Origin of the sequence: Rhizobium sp. BK512, assembly GCF_014194915.1 — a bacterium.
GTDB lineage: Bacteria > Pseudomonadota > Alphaproteobacteria > Rhizobiales > Rhizobiaceae > Rhizobium.
This window is the reverse complement of record NZ_JACIAS010000011.1, coordinates 54,621-74,264: the sequence shown is the minus strand read 5'-3', so window position 1 is coordinate 74,264 and position 19,644 is coordinate 54,621. Positions and strand designations below refer to the sequence as shown.

The following is a 19,644-nucleotide window of genomic DNA, read 5'->3' as shown; positions in this document are numbered from 1 at the left end:
ACGGAGCGGACTTGCGGTGCGCATTCGTGCGCGCCGCACTCTGGAGACAGCCATGTCCAATTTTCTGACCGTTCGCGACCTCGTCATCGAGGTGCCGGCACGGAATATCAAGATCCTCGACGGTATCAGCTTTTCGCTTCAAAGCGGACAGACGCTCGGTCTCGTCGGCGAATCCGGCTGCGGCAAGTCAATGACCTGCTACGCCGTCGCCGGCATGCTGCCGCGCGGCATCGTCCGCACAAGCGGCAGCGTGAGCTTCGAACACAGCGGTCAAACCGGGGCGAAGTCTAAGGCCCCGAAGATCGCGATGATCTTCCAGGATCCGACCAGCAGCCTCAATCCGGTTCACACGATCGGATACTATCTGGAATCGTCACTTTACCGCCATCAGGGCCTGAAAGGGAGCGACGCGCGGTTCGAAGCGTTGCGGCTTCTGGAGCGCGTCGGGATCGATCGTGCCAGGAGCCGGCTTCGCGCCTATCCTCATCAATTCTCCGGCGGCATGAACCAGCGTGTCATGATCGCGCATGCGCTTGCCGCCAGGCCCCAGTTGCTGATTGCCGACGAGCCGACGACGGCGCTTGACGTCACGATGCAGGCCCAGATCCTGCATCTGCTCGAAGAACTGAAGGCTGAGACCGGCATGGCCCTGATGATCGTGTCCCATGATCTCGGCGTCATCGCGCGCCTCGCCGATAGGGCTGCCGTCATGTATTGCGGCAGGATCATCGAGACGGCGCCAGTGGCCGACCTGCTTCAGCGACCCGCGCACCCTTACGCGCGCGCCCTGATCGACTGCATGCCGGGCATCGATCCTAACGACCTCGAACCGCCGGCTCCTATCCCTGGATCCGTGCCCCTGCTCGACGACCTTCCCGCGGGATGCCATTTTCATCCGCGTTGTCCGCGGACAAGCGCCGAATGCTTCGTTCGTTTCCCCGCCCCCGCCACTATCGGCCCCGTCCACGAAGCCTCCTGTTACCATCCGGTGGCTGCATGAGCGTGCCTTTCCTTCAAGCCAGCGGGTTGAGCAAGGTATTCCGCCACAAGACCGGTTTGTTCGCAAAGCCAACGAACCAGCTTGCGGTCAACGCGATCAACCTCGAGCTCGCGGCGCGCGAACGCATCGGCGTGGTCGGAGAATCGGGAAGCGGCAAGTCCACGCTTGGCCGACTTCTGCTCGGGCTGACGGAACCGACAGAAGGCGGGGTCTGGTTCGAGGGCGTCAATCACAAAGAGCGTCAGACCCAGGATTGGACAGCGTTCCGAATACGCACCGCGTTGGTACAGCAGAATCCGCTTTCAGCTCTGAACCCGCAGATGACCATCGGACAGCAGATCGGCGAGGGTTTGCTTGTCCATCACATCACCGGTCGGGCCGGTGCCCGAGACCGCGCCGCATCCATGCTCGAGCGTGTCGGGCTGTCGAGCGCGATGATGAACCGCTATCCTCACCAGATGTCGGGAGGCCAGCGACAGCGCGTGGTGATCGCCAGAGCGTTGATCCTCGAGCCGAAGCTGGTCATCTTTGACGAGGCCGTCTCCGCGCTCGACGTGTCCGTTCAGGCTCAGGTCGTCGCACTCCTGCGGTCACTCCGGCAGGAGCTCGAGCTCGCCTATGTCTTCATCACCCACGACCTGCGTATCGTCCGCCATCTCGTCGACCGCGTCGCTGTCATGTATCTCGGCCGGATCGTGGAGACCGGCGATATCCGATCCGTCTACGAATGGCCGCGCCACCCCTATACACGTGCGCTGCTCGCCTCCGTCCCCAGCATGGACCCGACGGTTCGCAATATAGAGCCGCCCATCAAGGGGGAACTCGACGGATCGATCTTATCGACGGGCTGCACTTTTCGCACACGCTGCCCATTCGCACTCGATCGATGCGTGACGGAAACGCCCGGGCTCCGGTTCGTGGCCGGCCGACAGACCGCCTGTCACCGTGCCGAGGAATTTCCCCAAGCGATCGCAAAGCAAGGTTCGCTGACCCGGAAGGAGATCGCGCGATGACCGCCTTCATCCTTGCTCGTCTGATCCGGGCGCTCGCGGTGCTCCTGTTCACGGTTACGCTCGTCTTCGTCGTTCTGCGTTTGAGTGGCGACCCCGCGCAGCAGATGCTCTCAGATAATGCAGGTCCCGAAGCGCTCGCCGCCTTCAATGCCAAATGGGGCCTGGACCGGTCGATCCCGGAGCAATACCTCTATTACGTCGCCAACGTCCTGCATGGCGACTTCGGCGTTTCCTTTGCTGACGGGCGTGACGTCTTCACCGTCGTCAGCGAACGTATTCCCAAAACTTTGGTCGTAACGATTTCGGCTTTCATCCTCAGCATCGTGATCGGTGTGCCGGCCGGGATCATTGCTGCGGTGCGGCGCGAGTTCGCTCTCGACAAAGGCGTCATGGCCGCTGCCGTTCTGGGCTACAGCGTTCCGAACTTCCTGCTCGGCCTCGTCTTCATCTTCGTGTTCGCGGTCTGGCTTCGCGTGTTGCCGAGTTCGGGCAGCTCGACCTGGAACCATGCGATCCTGCCGGTCGCAACCTTTGCCCTGTTCAACGCAGCTGCAGTCGCGCGCTTCATGCGCTCCACCCTGATCGACGTGCTTGCTCAGCCCTATATCGCGGCCGCCCGCGCCGACGGAATTCCGCACCTCGAGATCGTTCTCCGCCACGCCCTTCCCAACGCCGCAATACCGATGGTCACGACGCTCGGCTTCGTCGCCGGCGGCCTGCTCGGCGGCTCGGCGCTGATAGAGCCGGTCTTCTCCTGGCCCGGTCTTGGCAGCGGCTTCGTCAATGCGACAAACACCGGCGACCTTCCCGTCGTACAGGCGATGATCGTGCTCTTTACGGCCTTCATGGTGGCGATCAACCTGATCGTCGATGTCCTCTATGCGGTCCTTAATCCGAAAATCAGGAAGCATTGACATGACGGCAACGACATCATCCCGTCCGGCGCGCGGCACGCTTTCGGTTCAGTCTGTCCGCATGCCGGGCAGCATCGCCCTTTGCTGCGCATGGATAGCCATCGTGGTCACCATCGGCATCACCGCCCGATGGTGCGCACCTTACGATTACACCCACCAGGACCCGCTCGCGCGGTTCGCCCGGCCGCTTGCCTCCCTCGCCCACCTTCTGGGGACCGATTATCTGGGACGGGACGTCGTCAGCAATCTCATGATCGCAACCCAGACGACATTGATGATTGCGCTCATTGGATCGATTGTCTGCGCCTTCATCGGAACGAGCCTCGGACTGCTTTCTGCCCATTTCGGCGGCTGGATCGACAATGCCGTCATGGGTTTTGCCGATGCGATGGCAGCGGTGCCCTTCATCATCGTGGCGCTCAGCGTCCTGGCATTCTTCGGCTCCAGCCCGCTTCTCTTTGTCTTCCTCGTCGGTTTTGCGAGCTGGGAACGCTATGCGCGATTGACGCGCGGCCTCGTCATCAGCGCCAAGGAAGAGGGCTATGCGGAGGCCGCCCGTATCGTTGGCGTTCCACCCATGCGCATCTACCTGCGCCACATGCTGCCGAACATTGCAGGCCCGCTTATCGTGCAATTCACCGTCAACTTCCCGGAAATCATCCTCTTGGAAAGCGGCTTGAGTTTTCTCGGGCTCGGCATCCAACCGCCGGAAACCAGTCTCGGGCTGATGGTGGCCGACGGCCGCAGCTATCTGGCGATCGCATGGTGGCTCGCAGCCTTCCCCGGCGCCGTCATCGTGCTCACGACCCTGTCGATCAGCCTGCTCGGCGATTACCTGCGCGACCGGCTCGACGCGCGCCTGCTTTAGTTGAAAGGACAAAGACATGAACCCGCTTAGAATGACCGTTGAAAACATGCGCCTCGGCGGCCACCGCGGCCATAGCGCAGGTGCGCCGGAAAATACGCTCGCCGCGTTCCGAAAGGCCTTCGAGTATGCCGGTCCTCTTACGACCTGCGAGACCGATCTCGCCGTGACAAGCGATGGCGAACTCATCCTGATGCACGACCAGACCGTCGACCGGACCACCAACGGCCACGGCATTGTCGACAAGATGACCTATTCGGAGATTTCCAGGCTCGATGCCGGTAGCTGGTTTGATAACGCGTTCGCGGGAGAACGTGTCCCGCTTCTGCGGGATGCCCTCGAGCTCGCCCGTGACCTCGGCATCATCTATCAGCTCGAGCTCAAGATCTATGATCGCAACGAGATCCTTTTTTCGAAACTGCGGGCATTGATCGACGAATTGGCCTGCGCCGATCTCCTGCAGTTTTCCTCGTTCGACTATGTCCAGCTGAAGGCGGTGAAGGAGGCAATCCCCGAAGTGCCGACCGTCGGTCTGATGCACTCCCGCCTGATCGACCCCGCTGCCATCGCAAGGCAGGCCAATCTCGATGCCATGAACATCGAAGTCTACCACTTCCCGAGCGGCGAGGCCCGCCAGCTCCATGACGAGGGTTTCGCCGTGTTCACCTATCTGCCGGCCGGATATCATGAAAAACTGATGCAATATGGCGTCGATGTTGAAGCCCAGATCGTCCAATGGATTCGCGACGGCCAGCTCGACCAGCTTCTCGGCGACAACGTTGCGCAGGTTACCAGGCTTAGGGATGTAGCCCGTGGTTGATATTGATGCCTCTGCCACGTCTGCTCGCGCAGACGCGGTCCTCGTCGAAGACATTGCAAGGCAGGCAGGCGAACTCGCCCTGGCCCATTTCCAGTCTCTCACTAACCTTCCGGTTGAAAGGAAGGGTCACCTCGATCTGGTGACCGCGGCCGACAGGCAGGTCGAGGAATTCCTGGTCGCCAAGCTCCGGCAAGCCTTTCCCGATGACGGGATATTCGGCGAGGAAGGTGGCGAGATCTCCGGCACCTCTGGTCGGATCTGGGTGATCGATCCGATTGATGGCACATTCAACTTCGTCCGGGGCGGTCAGAACTGGGCGATCTCCATTGGCCTGTTCGAGAACCGGCATCCCACATTCGGGGTGATCTATGCCCCGGTCCGCGGGCTGATGCTAGTGGGGGGACAATCCGTCGAGGCAAGGTTGAATGGCACACGCATCAAACCGTTGCCGGCGCTTGACATGTCGGCTGCATCGATCGGTTTCAGTTTCCATCCTTCGATCCCGACATCGGAGCGCCTCGAAGTCGTCCGCTTCCTTTCGGACGAGTTGCAGATCAGCTTTCGTCTCTGCGGTTCGGCTACGCTGTCGCTCGTCGAAGTCGCCATGGGAGAGACCGATGGCTATATCTCGCTTGGGGATTCGACCTGGGATGTGATGGCGGCCCTCCCCATCCTGGAAAGCCTTGGCGTTTCCCATACGATCGACTGGGATCGCACCGAACTTTCGGAAAAATTGCGGTTCGCATGCGGAAACACCGAGCTCGTGACGATGCTTCGACCGCTTTTGTTGAGCGTCACGCGAACCGCATGAGATACGCCGTGGATCCGCAAGCGTCGAGACTATCGAAATTGCGTGCAGACCCCTGGGTTCTTTTCAACAAAGCGCTGGACACTTTCGAGCATGGAATCGCATTGTTGAGATACCTCCGCTTGCTGTTTCCGAATGGGATTGAATTCCCCCTTTGAACCCCCGCTCTTGCGCAGTACGATTGCTGCATATTCCGTTGCAAATGCGGGGCAGACCTTGGTCAGCCGTTGCCAATCCGCTCCCACGCCGGTTCCGGCGACGTCGCTGGTTGAATCCGGACATTTTTTATTGTGGCTTTTCACGATTTTGCAGGTTAGGTTCCCCTGGAAAACGGGGAGCATGCAGTCGCGCTTCTTGCTGGTATAAAGCTCAAAGAGCTTTTTCAATTCGGGGCTGGCTGTATTAACGCCCCAGGACGTCTGAAAGAGCCCAGCCTCCGCGCTGCCGGCCTCAGCGAAGCACTGGCTCACGTCCCGGCCTTCACAATATTTGCCCGAACTTTCCATCATCCCGAGGCCGATGAGCAACGCATAGGCATGCCGGAGAGTATCGTTACCTGGCTTGCCATTATCCATGCCGTTGTCGGCGAAAATCTTGCTGTAGTGCGTCAGTCCGTCGGTCTTGCCGTTGGCGGATTGGGGCGCAGCCGACACGACCGAGGCACCGGCGGCGTCCGGTTGGCAGACCGCCCGTGCGAACACCATTGCCATGCCTTTAATGTAAGATTTAGGCGCGAGCCCGCGCGCTTTCCAATCCTTCGTCGCACAATCCGAACCACCCGCTATCTGTTCGATATCCTTCAGCGATTGCGCGACGGCGGCATGCTCAGTGCTGAGCACAGCAACAGCGATCCCAAACACCAGAATTGCGATATTTCTGAAGCTGTTCGTCAAGTGATCCTCCCTCTTTCGACAAAATACAGACATGAACAACTGTGGCGAAATCCGATCTCGATTGTTCGATACAATCGATCGTCAGCACTCGCTTCTGGGGACCGCACGAACCCGCCGCCTTGAGAAGCAAGAAATCGCTCGCAGCCCACTTAACCTTCCACCACAGACGACGTGTCCGTGACTGCCCCAACGACATTCGTAGCCATTGTTTTGGGGGTCCTGATCCCATGACAAGAGAGTGGCTGTGCGTACCGGCGAGTGCCGGCCCCTCGTCATAACAACCACCCCGACGACGCCGAGACCGGAGCTATCTTACAATGCGCTATACAATTAAAGCGTTTAACCCTAACATATGCAATTTTTCACTTCGCGGGAAGAGGGATGCTTTACGCAACTCCTTCACGAATACTGTCGGTCACCCACAGACCAAATAGCGCTCTAAAAACGATATTAGATAAAATCAAATATGCTCCTTAAAGTACCACCTCTCATTGCACGCCTTAAAGTTTATGACTTGTCAAAAAACAATCATTATAGTATATCTTCGCTCCATATCTGATTTCAGTATTTGCAGATTCTTGCGGGGGCGGAAGATGCTACACAAGCTGAAGACGCGCGAATACAAGTTGTTGTTGAGGCCGGATCGTTTCTCGGATTCGACGTTCGAGAAAGTCGATCAGTTCTGGAGCCACAGGATGAAGCGGCTCATCGACGATGAACTTGGAGACGATCAAGGGGGCCCGCGGCACCAAGGACGATTCTCGCTCGAAGAAGACCGTATCGTAAGATATTGGGACACGAATGACTGTCTCCTAACCCGTGCCGATCTGACGTTGCGAGAACGTCGGCAAATCGACAAGCCAACAGCTTCCGACGTGTGTGAGATCACGTTGAAGTTGCGTATGCCAGACATGTTCATCGTCGCCGATACTGATCTCGATGGAAACGGGGCCGGCCCGGACGTCAAATTCGAGGAAGACATCGCGCCGCTAGAGGTTGAAAATTCGGCAGGTGGCGGGGAGCCGGTCACCATTTCCCCTGCTCGCTCGATCCGCAGCCGATTTTCGCTGTCGACGACGAAAAACAGTCGTTGGAGCGAGGCAATTGCCAGCCTTGGGACCGCCAAGACCCTGTTCCCAAATCTTTCCCATCGCTCTCTGCTTGGAACGGAATTCGTACCACAAGCACCATTGACGGCCGGTCCGTCAATCCGCGAACTGGTCTTCGAGAACGCACAGGTGCGGTTTGGCGACGACGTGACCGGAAAGTTTGCGCTGACGCTCTGGTTTTTCGACCAGACCGCTCCGAAGGTCGCGGAAATATCCTTCAAATGCAGGACGCCAGGCGGCGAGATGCCGGGGAAGGCAGCGCGCCACGCGTTCAGGCTTTTCATCGGCATGCAGAGCCAGCTTGGCGACTGGATCAATGCGGACTATTCGAGCAAGACCGCGCTCGCCCTGCCGGGAAACTGTGGCCGATCAAGCGGATAAATGCATCGCATTCAGACCTTTTCGGTGAGACACCAAAAATGGTCGGCATCAGCATTCGAGCACCCTCATCAAACTGCGCTGCCGATTGTTGTCACAGGGAGGATGACGGTCATGAGAGTCTACGAACGGATATGGGGCGCGACCAGAGGGGTAACGGCATCAAGCCGATCCTGTCCGAGATGGATCGAGCTCCGGCACCAGTTATGTCTGCCGTGCGACAAATCACGCTCCCGGCCAGGACGGCATCAAGCTTCGATCAGACGTCGTGATACCGGAGCGCAGTCTCGCGCGTCTTCCGGTCCAAGGGAGGTGCTATGAAATGAGAATTCCGGCGGAAAACACGATCATGCGCGCTCGTGCCATCGCAGGCACCTACGTCGTCACACTTGCCTGGGACTTCCAGGTTGGCCAGGAAAGCAAACTCAACGGTCTCATGGGATTTGCGATCGAACGCGCCCAACTACACGGGGAGACCGTTGTCGAACGTTACTGGATGCGAGGCATCAAGCGGTTTCGTGACAAGGATCGCGGAATTGCTCCCGGCACTCCAGTCAGCACTGCCGATCACCCGGTTCAGTCTTTTCAGTGGGCTGACTACACCGCTGAAAAAGAAAGCCATTATCGCTACCGCATCGTACCAGTCTATGGCGCGGTGAAAAATCTCACACTCGACGACGCCTCGGCCGTTACCCTCGATGTCACGACCGAAATCGAGTTTCTGCTGAATCCTGATTTGAACAATGATGCGGCGCGCCACGATGTCTATTTCAATCGAGGTGTCATCGGCTCGCAAGCTTTTGCGCGCCGCTTCGGCAATGCCAATCCCAAGGACAAAAGTCCGACGTCGGAAGAGCTGAAATGGTTGTCGCGCGGCCTCTACGAAGCCCTTGTAAAATTCATCGGACTTGCGACGGATCATCGTTTCGCCCTTCGGGCAGCCCTCTACGAATTCCACTATCAGCCGGTCGCCAACACATTCGCCAAGGCGGTCCAAGCGGGTGCAGACGTCAAGATCGCCTATGACGGTGAGAGTTCCTACAAGGTGGAAAGCGAACGAACCATCGCCAATGCCGGGCTCGACCAGATGGGCGCGGTCAAGGCACGCACTGTCAGCGAAGGCATTCGCCACAACAAGTTCATCGTGCTGATCGAAGACGGACAGCCGATTGCGGTTTGGACCGGCTCCACGAATGTGTCTGAAGGCGGCATATTCGGGCACTCCAATGTCGGTCATATCGTCTGGGACAGGACGGTCGCCGAAGCCTACCTTCATTACTGGGAACGGCTGGCGGAAAATCTCACGCCGAGCAAGATCCGCCAGCCGAACCGGGCCGCCTCCCCGCTGCCGGCCGGACGACCGGCGCCAGACAGCGTCACACCGGTCTTCAGTGCGCGCGACGAAAAGGACAGCAGCGGCACGCTCCAATGGTATGCCGACCGGATGGCCGAGGCCGAAAAAATCGTCTGCTTCACCGTGGCATTCAACATCGACAAGGTGTTTCAGCAGGTCCTGAACCAGGAAAACGACGTGCTTCGCTATGTTGTCAAGGACGACGACCTCGGCGACGGCGAAATCATCAAGGCCGACAATGATGTGCTGTTTGCCGCCGGCGGTTATCTCGGCGACGGGGCTCTGGCAAACTTCCTCAAGGAACGCGACAATCCGCTCAACAGCAACGACTATATCCATGACAAGTTCATGCTGGTCGACCCGCTGGGCAACGACCCGATCGTCATCACCGGCTCGGCGAACTTCTCGCAGCCGTCGCAGCGCGTCAATGACGAGAACATGCTCGTCATCCGCGGCGACACCCGCGTGGCTGATATCTATTTCGGCGAGTTCATGCGCATTTTCGACCATCATTACGCGCGCTACCTCGTCAAGAAGCTGACGGAGACGGGCAAGCACGATCCCGACGCAGGTTACCTAAGGACCGAGCCGAATGAGTGGATCGCCTCGCACTTCAACCCGCAAAGCTACAAGTCCAAGCGCAGGCGTTACTTCCTCGGGATTTAGATGCAGAAGCGCCTGTGAACGACGAGCCGATCCTCGATTCGATGCCGATACACAAAGCGAAGCACGCATTTACATCACGAGTAGGCGATGAATTGACACAAATGTCCGGGCTACGTTGCACCGTTGCCCCCGCCTGCCAAGGCAGCGTCTACGCTTAGCGAGATGAATTCAGAGTAACTGGCAAAATCCCGGACAATACAACTCTTATCTGAGGGTAGAATGGGAAATAAAGATCAGATTAGCAAGCGAGGAACAACACATGTCGCAAAACGAGAACAATACTCCTGATATTGATGAAATCCAACGTCTAACAGACCTCTGGAATAGCGTAGCTCAGCAGATACCGCCGACGCACACTGCGGCCAAAGCACCAATACTAGGGTTTAACCTCCGACTGGATGTGATGAAAGCTCTTCAGGCCACATTCCAGACGGCAAAAATTGCAGCAAAGGTTGTCGCAGCCACGCACACTCCATTTGATCCCATCACCTGGATCGGCATCAGCATTGAAGTATGGGCGGCCACGCAAACGATAATCGCAGCACTCGTGCAGAAGATGCAGCCGATAGACTACATTAGCTACGTGATCTTATCGCAATCACCGGAGGGTATCGAAGCGGGGGCATTTAAGGAAGCCGTCGCGGCGTTTGTGGAAGAGCCGGACCTCACTGTCTTTGCCCCGTATCTCGGTATGACCGAGGAAAAAGCGATGCAGGCGGCCGAGGTTATCAAGCAGACATCGTGGTTTGAAACCGCAACGAATAGGCTCCAGCAAAACAATATGGCCAGGGTCGAAAATGGACGCTGGTACTTTCAGGCGCGGAATTTCACGTTGCGCGGCGAGGGATGACATACTCATTTTGATAGGTCGAGGAGCCTAGGGCGATGTTTAGTCCGAGCCTGATAACGATCATGCTTCACACGATTGACCGGGAAGCGCTGGGGGCCTCCAGGCTGACAACATTCGCGTCGACAAAAGAGATTGCCAACGAACTCGATGCAATATCGAGGCAATGGAACACGGCATACAAGACGGTGCCGGTAGTGGGACGGAATCGTCAGCCATTCGAGATCGTGCAGGAGCATTTCGCGGCTGCAGAGCCCATTCCATCCGACATCGCCTTCGACCGGATAGGTGAATTTGCGATGTTCTGGGGTCGCATCCCATTGGATCGCCTCATCGCCTATTTCGTTCGCTATTGTGATCAGGATCCGTCCATCGAGTACCTCGATCTCGGTACTCCGATGTTCAAGCTTGGCTCTGGATCTACGTATGATCAGATCTGCAAGGTCCAAATGTCTCAGACCGCGCAACTTGCCGCAGCAACCGTCGGAGCTGCAATCGTCGACATGGGTGAAAACGACATCGGTTGTCATCCCGATGATTATGGCGGCATGCTCCGACATGTCGTCACCAAGGACATAAAAATGTCTGACCACGCCGAGAAGGTTCTTTCAGTTCTTCTGGAGCGACTGAAGAAAAATTCCGGTCTCAATCACACAGCAATCAGCTGTTCGCTGGTTCGTCCTCCTACTGCCTTTGTCGGAACCGGCCTGTCCGCTTTCGACCAGGCGTGTTCACCCGAAATATTGACTGCAGTCCAAGCTTTAGGTGTGACCCTTTCAACCGATAACCTTCCCGCATGCGTGAACTTCTCGCTGGGTACACATGTCGGTCCGCATAATGGCGATTCTCCTCTAGAAGAATACATTAGGACAATATCGTCGAAACAAGATCTATACGTCGTGGCGGCTGCCGGCAACGAAGGAGGCGCCGGGCACGCCGCGAGATGCACATTGGAGGGCAGCGAACCAGAGTTTTTAACGATTAGAACCGGGCCGCTTTGCGAGCAGTTGCTGGTCGAATTCTGGTGGGATGACCTCGTTACACTTGATCTAGCGATTGATGTCGATGTCTGGGAGACTACCGTTTCTCCAAGTGGGACCCGCCGTACCAATCATGGCTCTTTGCGCATCGATAGGAACACAATAGGTACATTATCGGTGGCGCCAGCGGGCCTACCTCGGTCAATGATCATGCATTCGCTGTTCGGATCCCGATGCAAGGGCAACTTCAGTTGTGTAGCTTTCGCGATCAGTGGAAAGAATGGTTCCCAACTACCCTCACTTGAAGTCGATCTGAAACTGCAAGCGACAGCACTTCCGGCAAACCAGAAGGCATTCGTAAATGGCTGGATAGTAGTGGCGGAATCGGATCCGCTGACGGCTTCTACGGCTTTCATTGAGGGCGGTGCGGAAGGAAGTATGATGGTACCCGCCAGCGACCCGACGGTACTCAGCGTCGCCGGCCTTGATAATAGTGGCAACATATGGAAAGGCTCTTCACGGGGTCCCGCGGCCGTTTACGACACCACATCGATGATGAAACCGAGCCCTTTGATGGCGCATGTGTCGTACCTGGGCAGCGACGTAGGCACCAGTTTTGCAAGCCCCCGTGCTTGCGCTGATGCCATCGCAACTTTAGCAGATCCGAACAAGCGGACACAGTGTAGAGACGCTCTATCTCTGTTGATCGAGACGTACGGCCTGCATAACCTCCCCAGTTGGAACGCGCGCTTTGGCTATCACAAGGCACAGTAACCTAGATCTTGAAAAACCAGTTCGATTAATGAAACGATAGGCAGGTGACATTGTCGATCAGATCGAAGCGTGCTCCTCGAACTTTTCTGCGAAATATCGCTCGCTCCCCCAGAGGCCGCCGCTAGCTTAGACCTGAAACGCCAGTCTCTGACGATTAGATGCCGAAGTCGTTTTAAGTCAGTCAAAATCCTTCGCAACCGGGGAACTCGTCCCCGTATTCAGCGCACGCTCCGATGCCGGGAAAGTTCTCGTATTCAACCGATTTCGAAATCTCGGCTTGAGCCTCCGCCATCTTGCCGGAGAGTTCTTTCTCGATCATCCATTTCACACAGGACGCGTCAGCATAAGGATCGGACATGCTTGTTCGGTAGGACAACTCGTTGTTGCTGTCGGCGAAGATCATATTGCGGGACGGGCTGCATCCATCAAACGCCGAGTTTTCGATCTGATCCTTCGTTCCCCTTGAGAGCCTCCATCCGAGTGGAAGGGCCTCCCGCTTTATTCTAAAATTCTTGTACAACAGCGTGAGGTCATCACCACGTGCACTGAAAATGTAGGCGCCACGAACCCTCTTGAAGGCGATTGGATCGGCTGAGCCGTAGTCGCGGTCGAGCCTCTCCGTTGCCGCATTAACGGTGTCGACAAGGCGTGCCTGTCGAATACCCGCAAGGGTGTCTATGGGCGACAGGATTTCGGCGAAACCGGAAAGAGCTGATCGGCTCGAAGCATCCAGTTTGAGATCCTTTGCAGTCGGCCGCCTCACGTCCAGCATGAGCAGGTTGATCTGCACCTGCTCCAGGACTTTGGGATCAGTCGCCCGCTCTATTGAATCAATGATATCTAACGCAGTGGCCACTCCCGAATTGTCATTATAGCCGCCATCGACGAGCCGCAATCGTACCTTCTCCAGCACGTTTTCGCCGTCCTCGCCCGTCAAAGGCAGCTCGGCCGTCACTGTTGCAGGCGGAGTGACGAAAGGAAACCGCGCGCTTATGCTAGCTGCTGTAGCCAAAGATAAATTCTGCGGAGCGTTGAGGTCGACTAAATAATCGATCGCGAAATGACGGTTCGAGTAGGCTTGGATTTCGCCCTGGTACTGCTCGTTCACCCCCAGCCGCTGTGCAGGCGAGAGGTCTTCGGGATGCCATTTTGAGAAGGAGATGGTGAGAGGCGAAATCACCACGCGGCTCCCAGTCTCCACGTCGGTGGCGTTTAGAAACAGAGCCGGCCGCGCGGTGTCGGGGGACCAGTGGCCCATTGGCGACAAGTAGGGGTTGGTCTTGTTCGGAAATATAGACGACCACGAAATTTCCAAAGACCGTTCGAGCGATCTCGCGCGGTCAAGGCTCTCGATGGGTAGCGGAATGAAACGCTGAACAAAATCTGGAAAGAGAGTGGCGGCGAGCAAAGGCGATAGGAAGTCTTCAGAAAAAAATTCTCTGGTATACTCCGTCAATTCGCTGCGTTCTGGCTGGCTGCTTGTGCAGCCAAACCTGTTATCAGTGCGAAGGGTGGGCTCAAGGATGCTGTAAAACAGCGAGGAACCTACACTTCCGCCCGAGACAGCACTGATCGCAAAGATGTGGCTTGCGAAACCGGGGCATTCGTCCTGCATTTTTGCAAGGAAGATTGCGGAGTAGTAGCCCGCGTATGCGCCGCCGCCGGCTGCCGCGACAATATAGACTGGATATTTGGTTTCGGCGAATTTCGACCTGTCCGGGCGTTTGTCTAGCCATTCTGAGAAGTCATTGGTAGATGGCCGCTCGGACTGCGATGCGACGTTGTCCTGGAGAACATCGGGACCGACAGACCGGACCTGATGGTTGTCGTTTAAATTTAGAGCTGACGATACAAGCGCTATCACCACGAGGCCCGAAATTCCGGGTATACCTGTTTGCGCTGTGAACATCACCAAGAAATTCAGGGCCACGACCAGGCAGAGGCCGAAGCAAAATAACAAGCCGACCGGAGCGATCACGCTCGGCACGAAAACAGGGGAGATCAGAAACAGCAAACAAAATGCGGAGAAGGGCGCGACGGCAGCCAGCAGGACTATGTGTACGCCAGACGCCACAAGTCGCAGCTTCGGGAAGCTGCGAGAGCGACGAAACACCCACCATACTAGAACAATCGCTTGTACGGCAAAAAACGCGGGAGGGCATGTCGCGACGTTCACCAAGAACTTGGCAAACTGCACCAAACTCGAATCACCCGCTACGGTCAGATAGACAAGACCAAGGCCAGCTGGGATTGCCATCCAGAACAACCGGGAATGACAGACCATACATTGCTGAGGACCGTAGTGCTTTCCGATGATGCTGGGCAAGAGCCCCAGTGCAGCACTCAATAGCACGACAATGATTGGCGTATGATGCTGGACGAGCGCGTCGAACGCTCCCTGTAGTTCATCTTGACAGGTGACGCTCGTAGCCTGGACGAGACTCAGTAAGGGTAGGAGTCCGAGAGCGACGCTCAAGCGCCACGGATCGATTGGCCAACGCAGCTCCCCGTTCCCCAAACGCCTATCTCGATGCACGCAAGCAGCGTAAGTCGTGGCGGCGAATCCGACGAAGTAGAGTGTAACCGTCACGGCCACAGAAACCATGAACGCAAATTTCGTCTGCAATTCTGCGGACCTGTCGAGGTATGAAACCAGAACCTCTTTGGTCTGGTCCGGCACGATGATTGCACTCGTGATGATGATTGAGACCGCGATGGCCCCGCGCAATCGGCCCAAGCAAGCGAATATGTTTGCAACCCTCATCTATAGCCCCAGTGTTCTTGCATTCAATCAAAGCGTGCGCGTCGAAGGAGCTCCGCCCCGAAACACCGCTATTGGGTGTGCAGCCAGACGCAACCTCTGCGTCTAGGGATAGCGAGGATTGGCGCTACGCGGGTGTCTGCGTGCGGGCAACCGGAGGATCGCAAGCGGATCGGTCCTATCGAAAGGCGGGACCGACTGCCCACGAACTCGTTTTCGGCTTTTTGGCGCCGCGGTCAGCACGATAGTGACCGCTCAACTTACAAATGGCGCACAGTTTCAGAATCACGCCGTATGACACCAGTTAGAAACGGAGGCATTAACTCACGACAAGACCCTGTGTTGTCGCCTGCTCGCCTAACTTCGAGTCAGTCACTGTCATGGACCAAACACCGTTCTCCTGGTCGGTGGCGATCTCCAGCTTGAACTGAACGTTGTTCGCGCTCGCCTTGATGGCAGTGGCCGCAACCTGCTTGCCGTTCCGCGTAAGCTTCACACCGGTGATGCGCTCGAGGCCGCTTCCTTCTATTGTGAAGTTCTGAGGACCATCGCCGCGTTTATATGTGGAGGGCGTTATAGTCTCGACGAGAGGGACGGTGATGTTCGGCATACGATCCGCCGATTGAAGCACAGCCTTCGATCCAAAATAGAAGCTGCAGATGGAAGTCACAAGCGTGCCGACGAGTACGAGCAGCTGCTTGGCGAAATCGACACCGTCGGATGACGCGGCTCTCTGCAACCACACTTCGAAGCGCTGACCGTCAACTGCGACACTCAGGACATTGCTCTCGCCATACGTGTTCACAAGCGTGTCACGCACTGCTTTGTCAACGACGCCCAAATGGCTCGTCTGACCGCTTGCAATGCTGCCGTAAAGGTAGATGGAAAGGATGGCGAAAAGGACGATGAGCATGAGAGCGATGACCGCGCGGATCGATCCTTCCGGTAAGGCCAAAGCTTGCGCCTTGTCCTGCAGGTCGAATGAGGCGAACACCACCGCAGTCAACGTTAGAATAATCATTAACAAAACCACCGCCCCGATCGACAGCATCGGTAGGCCGACAACTGCGGAAATGTGGCTGGCTTGCAGGAAATACACGGCGGCTCCGATCAGAACGATCACAACCACGCCACTCAGTATCAGTATAGTATTCCTCATGTACTCGCTCATGGACAGATGCCCTCCCACGTCGACAACGAACTTGTATTCAGACGGCGCCGCTAGCAGGTGACTATCCCCCGTGGCGACGACTTTTTTGTCAGTATAAATAAAATGGTTCTCGATACAATCTAGACGAAGAAACGCCGATGATATACAATCATCATACAGCTGTGAAGAAATCGTAATACCCGTCACTGTTGAGATTTAGCATGATCTCTGCAGCAATTTTTATTTCCTGCGTTTACAACTTGCCGGCGGGAGAAATACACATCGATACAAAATCCGTTGTCGTTTATTCGGTCAAGACGACACCGTCTTGCCTAGATGTGAAAGTGAAAGTATCGTTTTCTGCACGTAGTTGCGAATATGGATCCTTAGAATGGCACGCACATACTTTTATATATTTTATGGCAGATGCAAATATATGAGACTTTCCTCAAAAAATCCCAGAAACGCAAAATTATACTATTTTTTAATGGCGCGGCTGCAGTCGAATTCAATCAGAAACCAAAACAAGGTTTCACATCAAGTTCAACATTCCCGAAACTCATGGCCGCTACGCGCTTCGCCATGTGCACCAAATGACGTTTCGCCGTGTCGAGCTTCCAGACGAACCGATAACCTCGCGTAAAGGATACCTTGGTGAAGGAGCGAGGTCGTCCCGTGAAATGATCATTGAAGATTTACCCGGCGGCGGTCTCTCGGTAGTGCGCGGTGCGCTGGCATTCGTGTTCTACCGCAACAGAAGCGCGATAGCGCGCCGCGATGTTTCTGACACCGGCAAGGTCGGAACATATCAGCGTCCGATGACGGGTCTGCTCTCCTTGCTGATCAAAAGCCCGTCGTTGGCTCCGTACGCCTTCGGGGTCATCTGCTTCTCAGGTTGGAAGGTTTGCCGCCCGAGACATGTTCATTGTGACTATCGATGTTGCCGGCCGTGAGTGGGATGGAGACAATCACCGATGCGCAAGCCGCTGACTATTTTCGCAATTGTTGCTGCAACAATTGCCACGGTTATCTATCTGCTCTTGATGTTTGCGACTGGCCCGCTCTCAAATGGAATTCTCGCCAACGCGGTCGGGCCGGAGGATTTCGAGCTTCCGCCGACCTACTATCCGATGAGTTTCGCCGCTGAAGATGTTCAGGTCGTCGGCGGCCAAGCGGCGGGCTTGGATTGCAGCCTGCCTTGGGGGATCAGTCCCGTAGCGTTTCCACGTCGTGGAGGCGCGGCAAATATCGCGCTCCAAATGCGTCAGGCATGCGTCAATCATGACTATTGTTACCGTCACGGCAACGCCACCTATGCGCTGTCGCAGGCCGAATGCGACTTCATGCTCCAGGAGCAGGCGTTCCGACTGTGTTCACAAATCAACGCGATGAAGGGGATTCCGACATGCGAAACCGAGGCCCGCAAAGTCACGCTAGGCGTTAGGGTGGGCGGTGCGGGAAGTTTCCGGCGCGCTGATAGTCTCCAGGATCCATCGACATATTTCGAATATGATCCAAACCCGACCGCGGCGAAGGAGTTTACGATCTTGCGTGTCGCCGACACGCCATTGATAGATGCTGCCGCAGACTTCGAGCCAAAGGCTCTCTATCGGTTTCGCGTTAGACAAAGCGGTGCTCTGCTTCGGATCGTCGCGTTTCGTAAAAAAGGTGGCACCGCGTGTATCGAATTCGCGTTTCCGGGTCGTTTCGGCTCCATTACCTCACTTCCTTCTGTCAGTCGGGAGGGCGTCGGGACCGAGTGGTTGATATGGTGGCAACGCGACAGAGAGGACACAACCGGCGGCGGCGTTGACGGCATCGCTCCGGGCAGGGCTACGCTCAGCGAATGGATAATGCTCGGCGCGGTGACCGGGCCGGGGTACGGTGACCCGTCATGCAGTCTGCGGATACTAGAGGCGAACCCCGTGATTCCGGCAGGTAGCGCGGCCTTTGCTAACGTCCGATTCGAAAATCGCTTTGGCCAAAGTGGCGACGGCCTTGTGCCCGAATTTCATCCGATCCAGTCGAAGGAGCCGTCAACCGCTGCCGGAGAATTAGTGCTTCTGGGTCTCACGTCTCATGGATGTAGCAAGGATGCCAAGGACCAGTCTACTTGCGTTGGCCGACTTTCGGTCGATACGTTGGCGGGAAATGCGTCCTTTGAGCCATTCCGTACGCTCGACCCTAACTGCAGGGGCGACAATCGGCAGTCGGGGTGCGATCGCTACCGCAACTATGCCGCGCATCCCCTCGTCTTGAAACGAGATGGGACTGTCGGCTTGGCGTGGCTCCGCCGCGGATTCTCAACGGCGTTCTCGTATAGTGACGGCGCGACCTTGAGGTGGGCTCCTATACGCAGTCCCGTGAACGACCAACCGAACTACGTCGAATGGGACATCGATCTTGCGGAGCGCGATGAGCCGGTCGCCCTAGCGTCTAAAGGTAACGTCAACCAGTTGGTCTCGCTGCACAAGAATTCGAGCTGCAAACATGGTTTGGCTGTCACGCGTTTTCGCCTCGAAGCAACGGACAGACACCCCCAAGCCGACGAGAAATGCCTCGCCGATCTCACCGATGAATGGGTCGCCCGTCCCTACTTTGTGGTGGATCGACGAAAAATCGTGTTCGTACAGGGGGGCTTCCAGGAAGGCGCGGACGCCACTGAACGATCGTTCACAGTCCAGTCCCTGACTGTTGATCTTGAGAGCCTCGTTGTGTCACAGCCTGAAGAGCCCCGGGAGGCTTTCCGCGTCCGTATCTGTCGAACCAAGAGAGGCGACGCGACGGCTTTTCTGGCCCTCTCGAATTGTGAAAGCCCAAGTTCGCGATTTGGCCGTATCCGTCAAGACGGAGATATTGCAAAAACTCTCGCCCGCCTTGCGAACAGGACCGCAATAGTCCCAGCGACGATCGGGGCCGATGGTAAGATCAGTCTGGTGATAGTTGCGCCCGCGGAGTTCGGCGCGGTTGCCAAGCTCGACGGAGAAGGGCAGTGACTTGCCGCTGGTCGATGCTTCGCTCCAAGTTTGGCAAAGGGATCGACAATGCATTGTCATAGGCGTGCGCCACGCTCTTAGTTCCGCTTTCCGGACGAGCTCGCCATAAGTAGCTGTTTTCGCAATCGACGACCGACCTCTAATCTCCTCACCTTCCCGGCCGCACCAGTGACCGGACGATATCGATGATGTCGTCGCGGCCAGCGGTCGGATCTTCCCGGTTCCACGCAACGCCGAGGCCAATCTTGAAATCGATCCCCCTTACCTTCTTTTCATCGAGGACTTCATGAGCAGCCAGCTCGACGCGGTCCAGCAC

14 protein-coding genes and 1 pseudogene are annotated in these 19,644 nt (G+C 56.7%); 11 read left to right on the top strand and 4 right to left on the bottom strand.

The genetic code is table 11. From position 1 onward, the window contains the following. Positions 1 to 52 precede the first annotated feature (52 nt). The 6 genes from FHX06_RS30960 to FHX06_RS30935 are packed head-to-tail and all read left to right on the top strand — an operon-like array spanning position 53 to position 5,423. Positions 53 to 1,000 (top strand): ABC transporter ATP-binding protein, encoded by a 948-nt coding sequence (locus FHX06_RS30960; RefSeq protein WP_183882030.1) that lies wholly within the window; start codon positions 53 to 55, stop codon positions 998 to 1,000. Next, positions 997 to 2,013 carry an oligopeptide/dipeptide ABC transporter ATP-binding protein gene (locus tag FHX06_RS30955; protein WP_183882028.1) on the top strand — a complete coding sequence of 339 codons (1,017 nt, stop codon included), beginning with the start codon at positions 997 to 999 and terminating at the stop codon, positions 2,011 to 2,013. The genes FHX06_RS30960 and FHX06_RS30955 overlap by 4 nt, the downstream gene beginning before the upstream one ends. Continuing rightward, positions 2,010 to 2,927 (top strand): ABC transporter permease, encoded by a 918-nt coding sequence (locus tag FHX06_RS30950; RefSeq protein WP_183882026.1) that lies wholly within the window; start codon positions 2,010 to 2,012, stop codon positions 2,925 to 2,927. The genes FHX06_RS30955 and FHX06_RS30950 overlap by 4 nt, the downstream gene beginning before the upstream one ends. 1 nt (position 2,928) lies before the next feature. Then, on the top strand, positions 2,929 to 3,795 hold the full coding sequence (locus tag FHX06_RS30945) for an ABC transporter permease (RefSeq protein WP_113211705.1): 867 nt from the start codon (positions 2,929 to 2,931) through the stop codon (positions 3,793 to 3,795). 16 nt (positions 3,796 to 3,811) lie between these two features. Then, complete coding sequence (locus tag FHX06_RS30940; RefSeq protein WP_113211704.1) at positions 3,812 to 4,612, top strand: glycerophosphodiester phosphodiesterase; 801 nt, start codon at positions 3,812 to 3,814, stop codon at positions 4,610 to 4,612. Continuing rightward, positions 4,605 to 5,423: an inositol monophosphatase family protein gene (locus tag FHX06_RS30935; RefSeq protein WP_113211703.1), complete on the top strand. Its 819-nt coding sequence runs from the start codon at positions 4,605 to 4,607 to the stop codon at positions 5,421 to 5,423. The genes FHX06_RS30940 and FHX06_RS30935 overlap by 8 nt, the downstream gene beginning before the upstream one ends. 29 nt (positions 5,424 to 5,452) lie before the next feature. Here the strand turns inward: FHX06_RS30935 and FHX06_RS30930 are convergent, their stop codons facing one another. After that, the gene (locus FHX06_RS30930; protein WP_183882024.1) at positions 5,453 to 6,313 is read right to left on the bottom strand and encodes a hypothetical protein; all 861 of its coding nucleotides are present in this window, start codon (positions 6,311 to 6,313) and stop codon (positions 5,453 to 5,455) included. 491 nt (positions 6,314 to 6,804) lie between these two features. Between FHX06_RS30930 and FHX06_RS30925 the strand changes: the two genes are divergently transcribed. The 4 genes from FHX06_RS30925 (at position 6,805) to FHX06_RS30910 (ending at position 12,421) form a co-directional block, all read left to right on the top strand. After that, on the top strand, positions 6,805 to 7,803 hold the full coding sequence (locus tag FHX06_RS30925) for a hypothetical protein (RefSeq protein WP_246715699.1): 999 nt from the start codon (positions 6,805 to 6,807) through the stop codon (positions 7,801 to 7,803). 319 nt (positions 7,804 to 8,122) lie between these two features. Beyond that, complete coding sequence (locus tag FHX06_RS30920) at positions 8,123 to 9,820, top strand: phospholipase D-like domain-containing protein (RefSeq protein WP_113211700.1); 1,698 nt, start codon at positions 8,123 to 8,125, stop codon at positions 9,818 to 9,820. A gap of 259 nt (positions 9,821 to 10,079) precedes the next feature. Then, positions 10,080 to 10,670: a hypothetical protein gene (locus FHX06_RS30915; RefSeq protein WP_113211699.1), complete on the top strand. Its 591-nt coding sequence runs from the start codon at positions 10,080 to 10,082 to the stop codon at positions 10,668 to 10,670. Between the two features lie 62 nt (positions 10,671 to 10,732). After that, the gene (locus FHX06_RS30910; RefSeq protein ID WP_162738519.1) at positions 10,733 to 12,421 is read left to right on the top strand and encodes a hypothetical protein; all 1,689 of its coding nucleotides are present in this window, start codon (positions 10,733 to 10,735) and stop codon (positions 12,419 to 12,421) included. A 181-nt stretch (positions 12,422 to 12,602) separates the two neighbouring features. On the opposite strand, the gene FHX06_RS30905 is transcribed toward FHX06_RS30910, so the two are convergent. Further along, positions 12,603 to 15,185 carry a hypothetical protein gene (locus tag FHX06_RS30905; protein WP_113211697.1) on the bottom strand — a complete coding sequence of 861 codons (2,583 nt, stop codon included), beginning with the start codon at positions 15,183 to 15,185 and terminating at the stop codon, positions 12,603 to 12,605. A 316-nt stretch (positions 15,186 to 15,501) separates the two neighbouring features. After that, positions 15,502 to 16,353: a hypothetical protein gene (locus FHX06_RS30900; RefSeq protein ID WP_113211696.1), complete on the bottom strand. Its 852-nt coding sequence runs from the start codon at positions 16,351 to 16,353 to the stop codon at positions 15,502 to 15,504. A gap of 953 nt (positions 16,354 to 17,306) precedes the next feature. On the opposite strand from FHX06_RS30900, the gene FHX06_RS30895 reads away from it, so the two are divergent. Next, on the top strand, positions 17,307 to 19,328 hold the full coding sequence (locus FHX06_RS30895; protein ID WP_183882022.1) for a hypothetical protein: 2,022 nt from the start codon (positions 17,307 to 17,309) through the stop codon (positions 19,326 to 19,328). 148 nt (positions 19,329 to 19,476) lie between these two features. Here the strand turns inward: FHX06_RS30895 and FHX06_RS30890 are convergent. Continuing rightward, positions 19,477 to 19,599 (bottom strand): annotated as a pseudogene (locus FHX06_RS30890) (LysR family transcriptional regulator); the annotation flags it as partial. Positions 19,600 to 19,644: the final 45 nt, after the last annotated feature.

Bases quoted from the DNA above. Each gene is read 5' to 3' on its own strand.
- FHX06_RS30955 (WP_183882028.1), top strand. From the start codon at position 997: ATGAGCGTGCCTTTCCTTCAAGCCAGCGGGTTGAGCAAGGTATTCCGC.
- FHX06_RS30950 (WP_183882026.1), top strand. From the start codon at position 2,010: ATGACCGCCTTCATCCTTGCTCGTCTGATCCGGGCGCTCGCGGTGCTC.
- FHX06_RS30940 (WP_113211704.1), top strand. From the start codon at position 3,812: ATGAACCCGCTTAGAATGACCGTTGAAAACATGCGCCTCGGCGGCCAC.
- FHX06_RS30915 (WP_113211699.1), top strand. From the start codon at position 10,080: ATGTCGCAAAACGAGAACAATACTCCTGATATTGATGAAATCCAACGT.
- FHX06_RS30960 (WP_183882030.1), top strand. From the start codon at position 53: ATGTCCAATTTTCTGACCGTTCGCGACCTCGTCATCGAGGTGCCGGCA.
- FHX06_RS30895 (WP_183882022.1), top strand. From the start codon at position 17,307: ATGCGCAAGCCGCTGACTATTTTCGCAATTGTTGCTGCAACAATTGCC.
- FHX06_RS30945 (WP_113211705.1), top strand. From the start codon at position 2,929: ATGACGGCAACGACATCATCCCGTCCGGCGCGCGGCACGCTTTCGGTT.
- FHX06_RS30910 (WP_162738519.1), top strand. From the start codon at position 10,733: ATGCTTCACACGATTGACCGGGAAGCGCTGGGGGCCTCCAGGCTGACA.
- FHX06_RS30920 (WP_113211700.1), top strand. From the start codon at position 8,123: ATGAGAATTCCGGCGGAAAACACGATCATGCGCGCTCGTGCCATCGCA.
- FHX06_RS30905 (WP_113211697.1), bottom strand. From the start codon at position 15,185: ATGAGGGTTGCAAACATATTCGCTTGCTTGGGCCGATTGCGCGGGGCC.
- FHX06_RS30900 (WP_113211696.1), bottom strand. From the start codon at position 16,353: ATGAGCGAGTACATGAGGAATACTATACTGATACTGAGTGGCGTGGTT.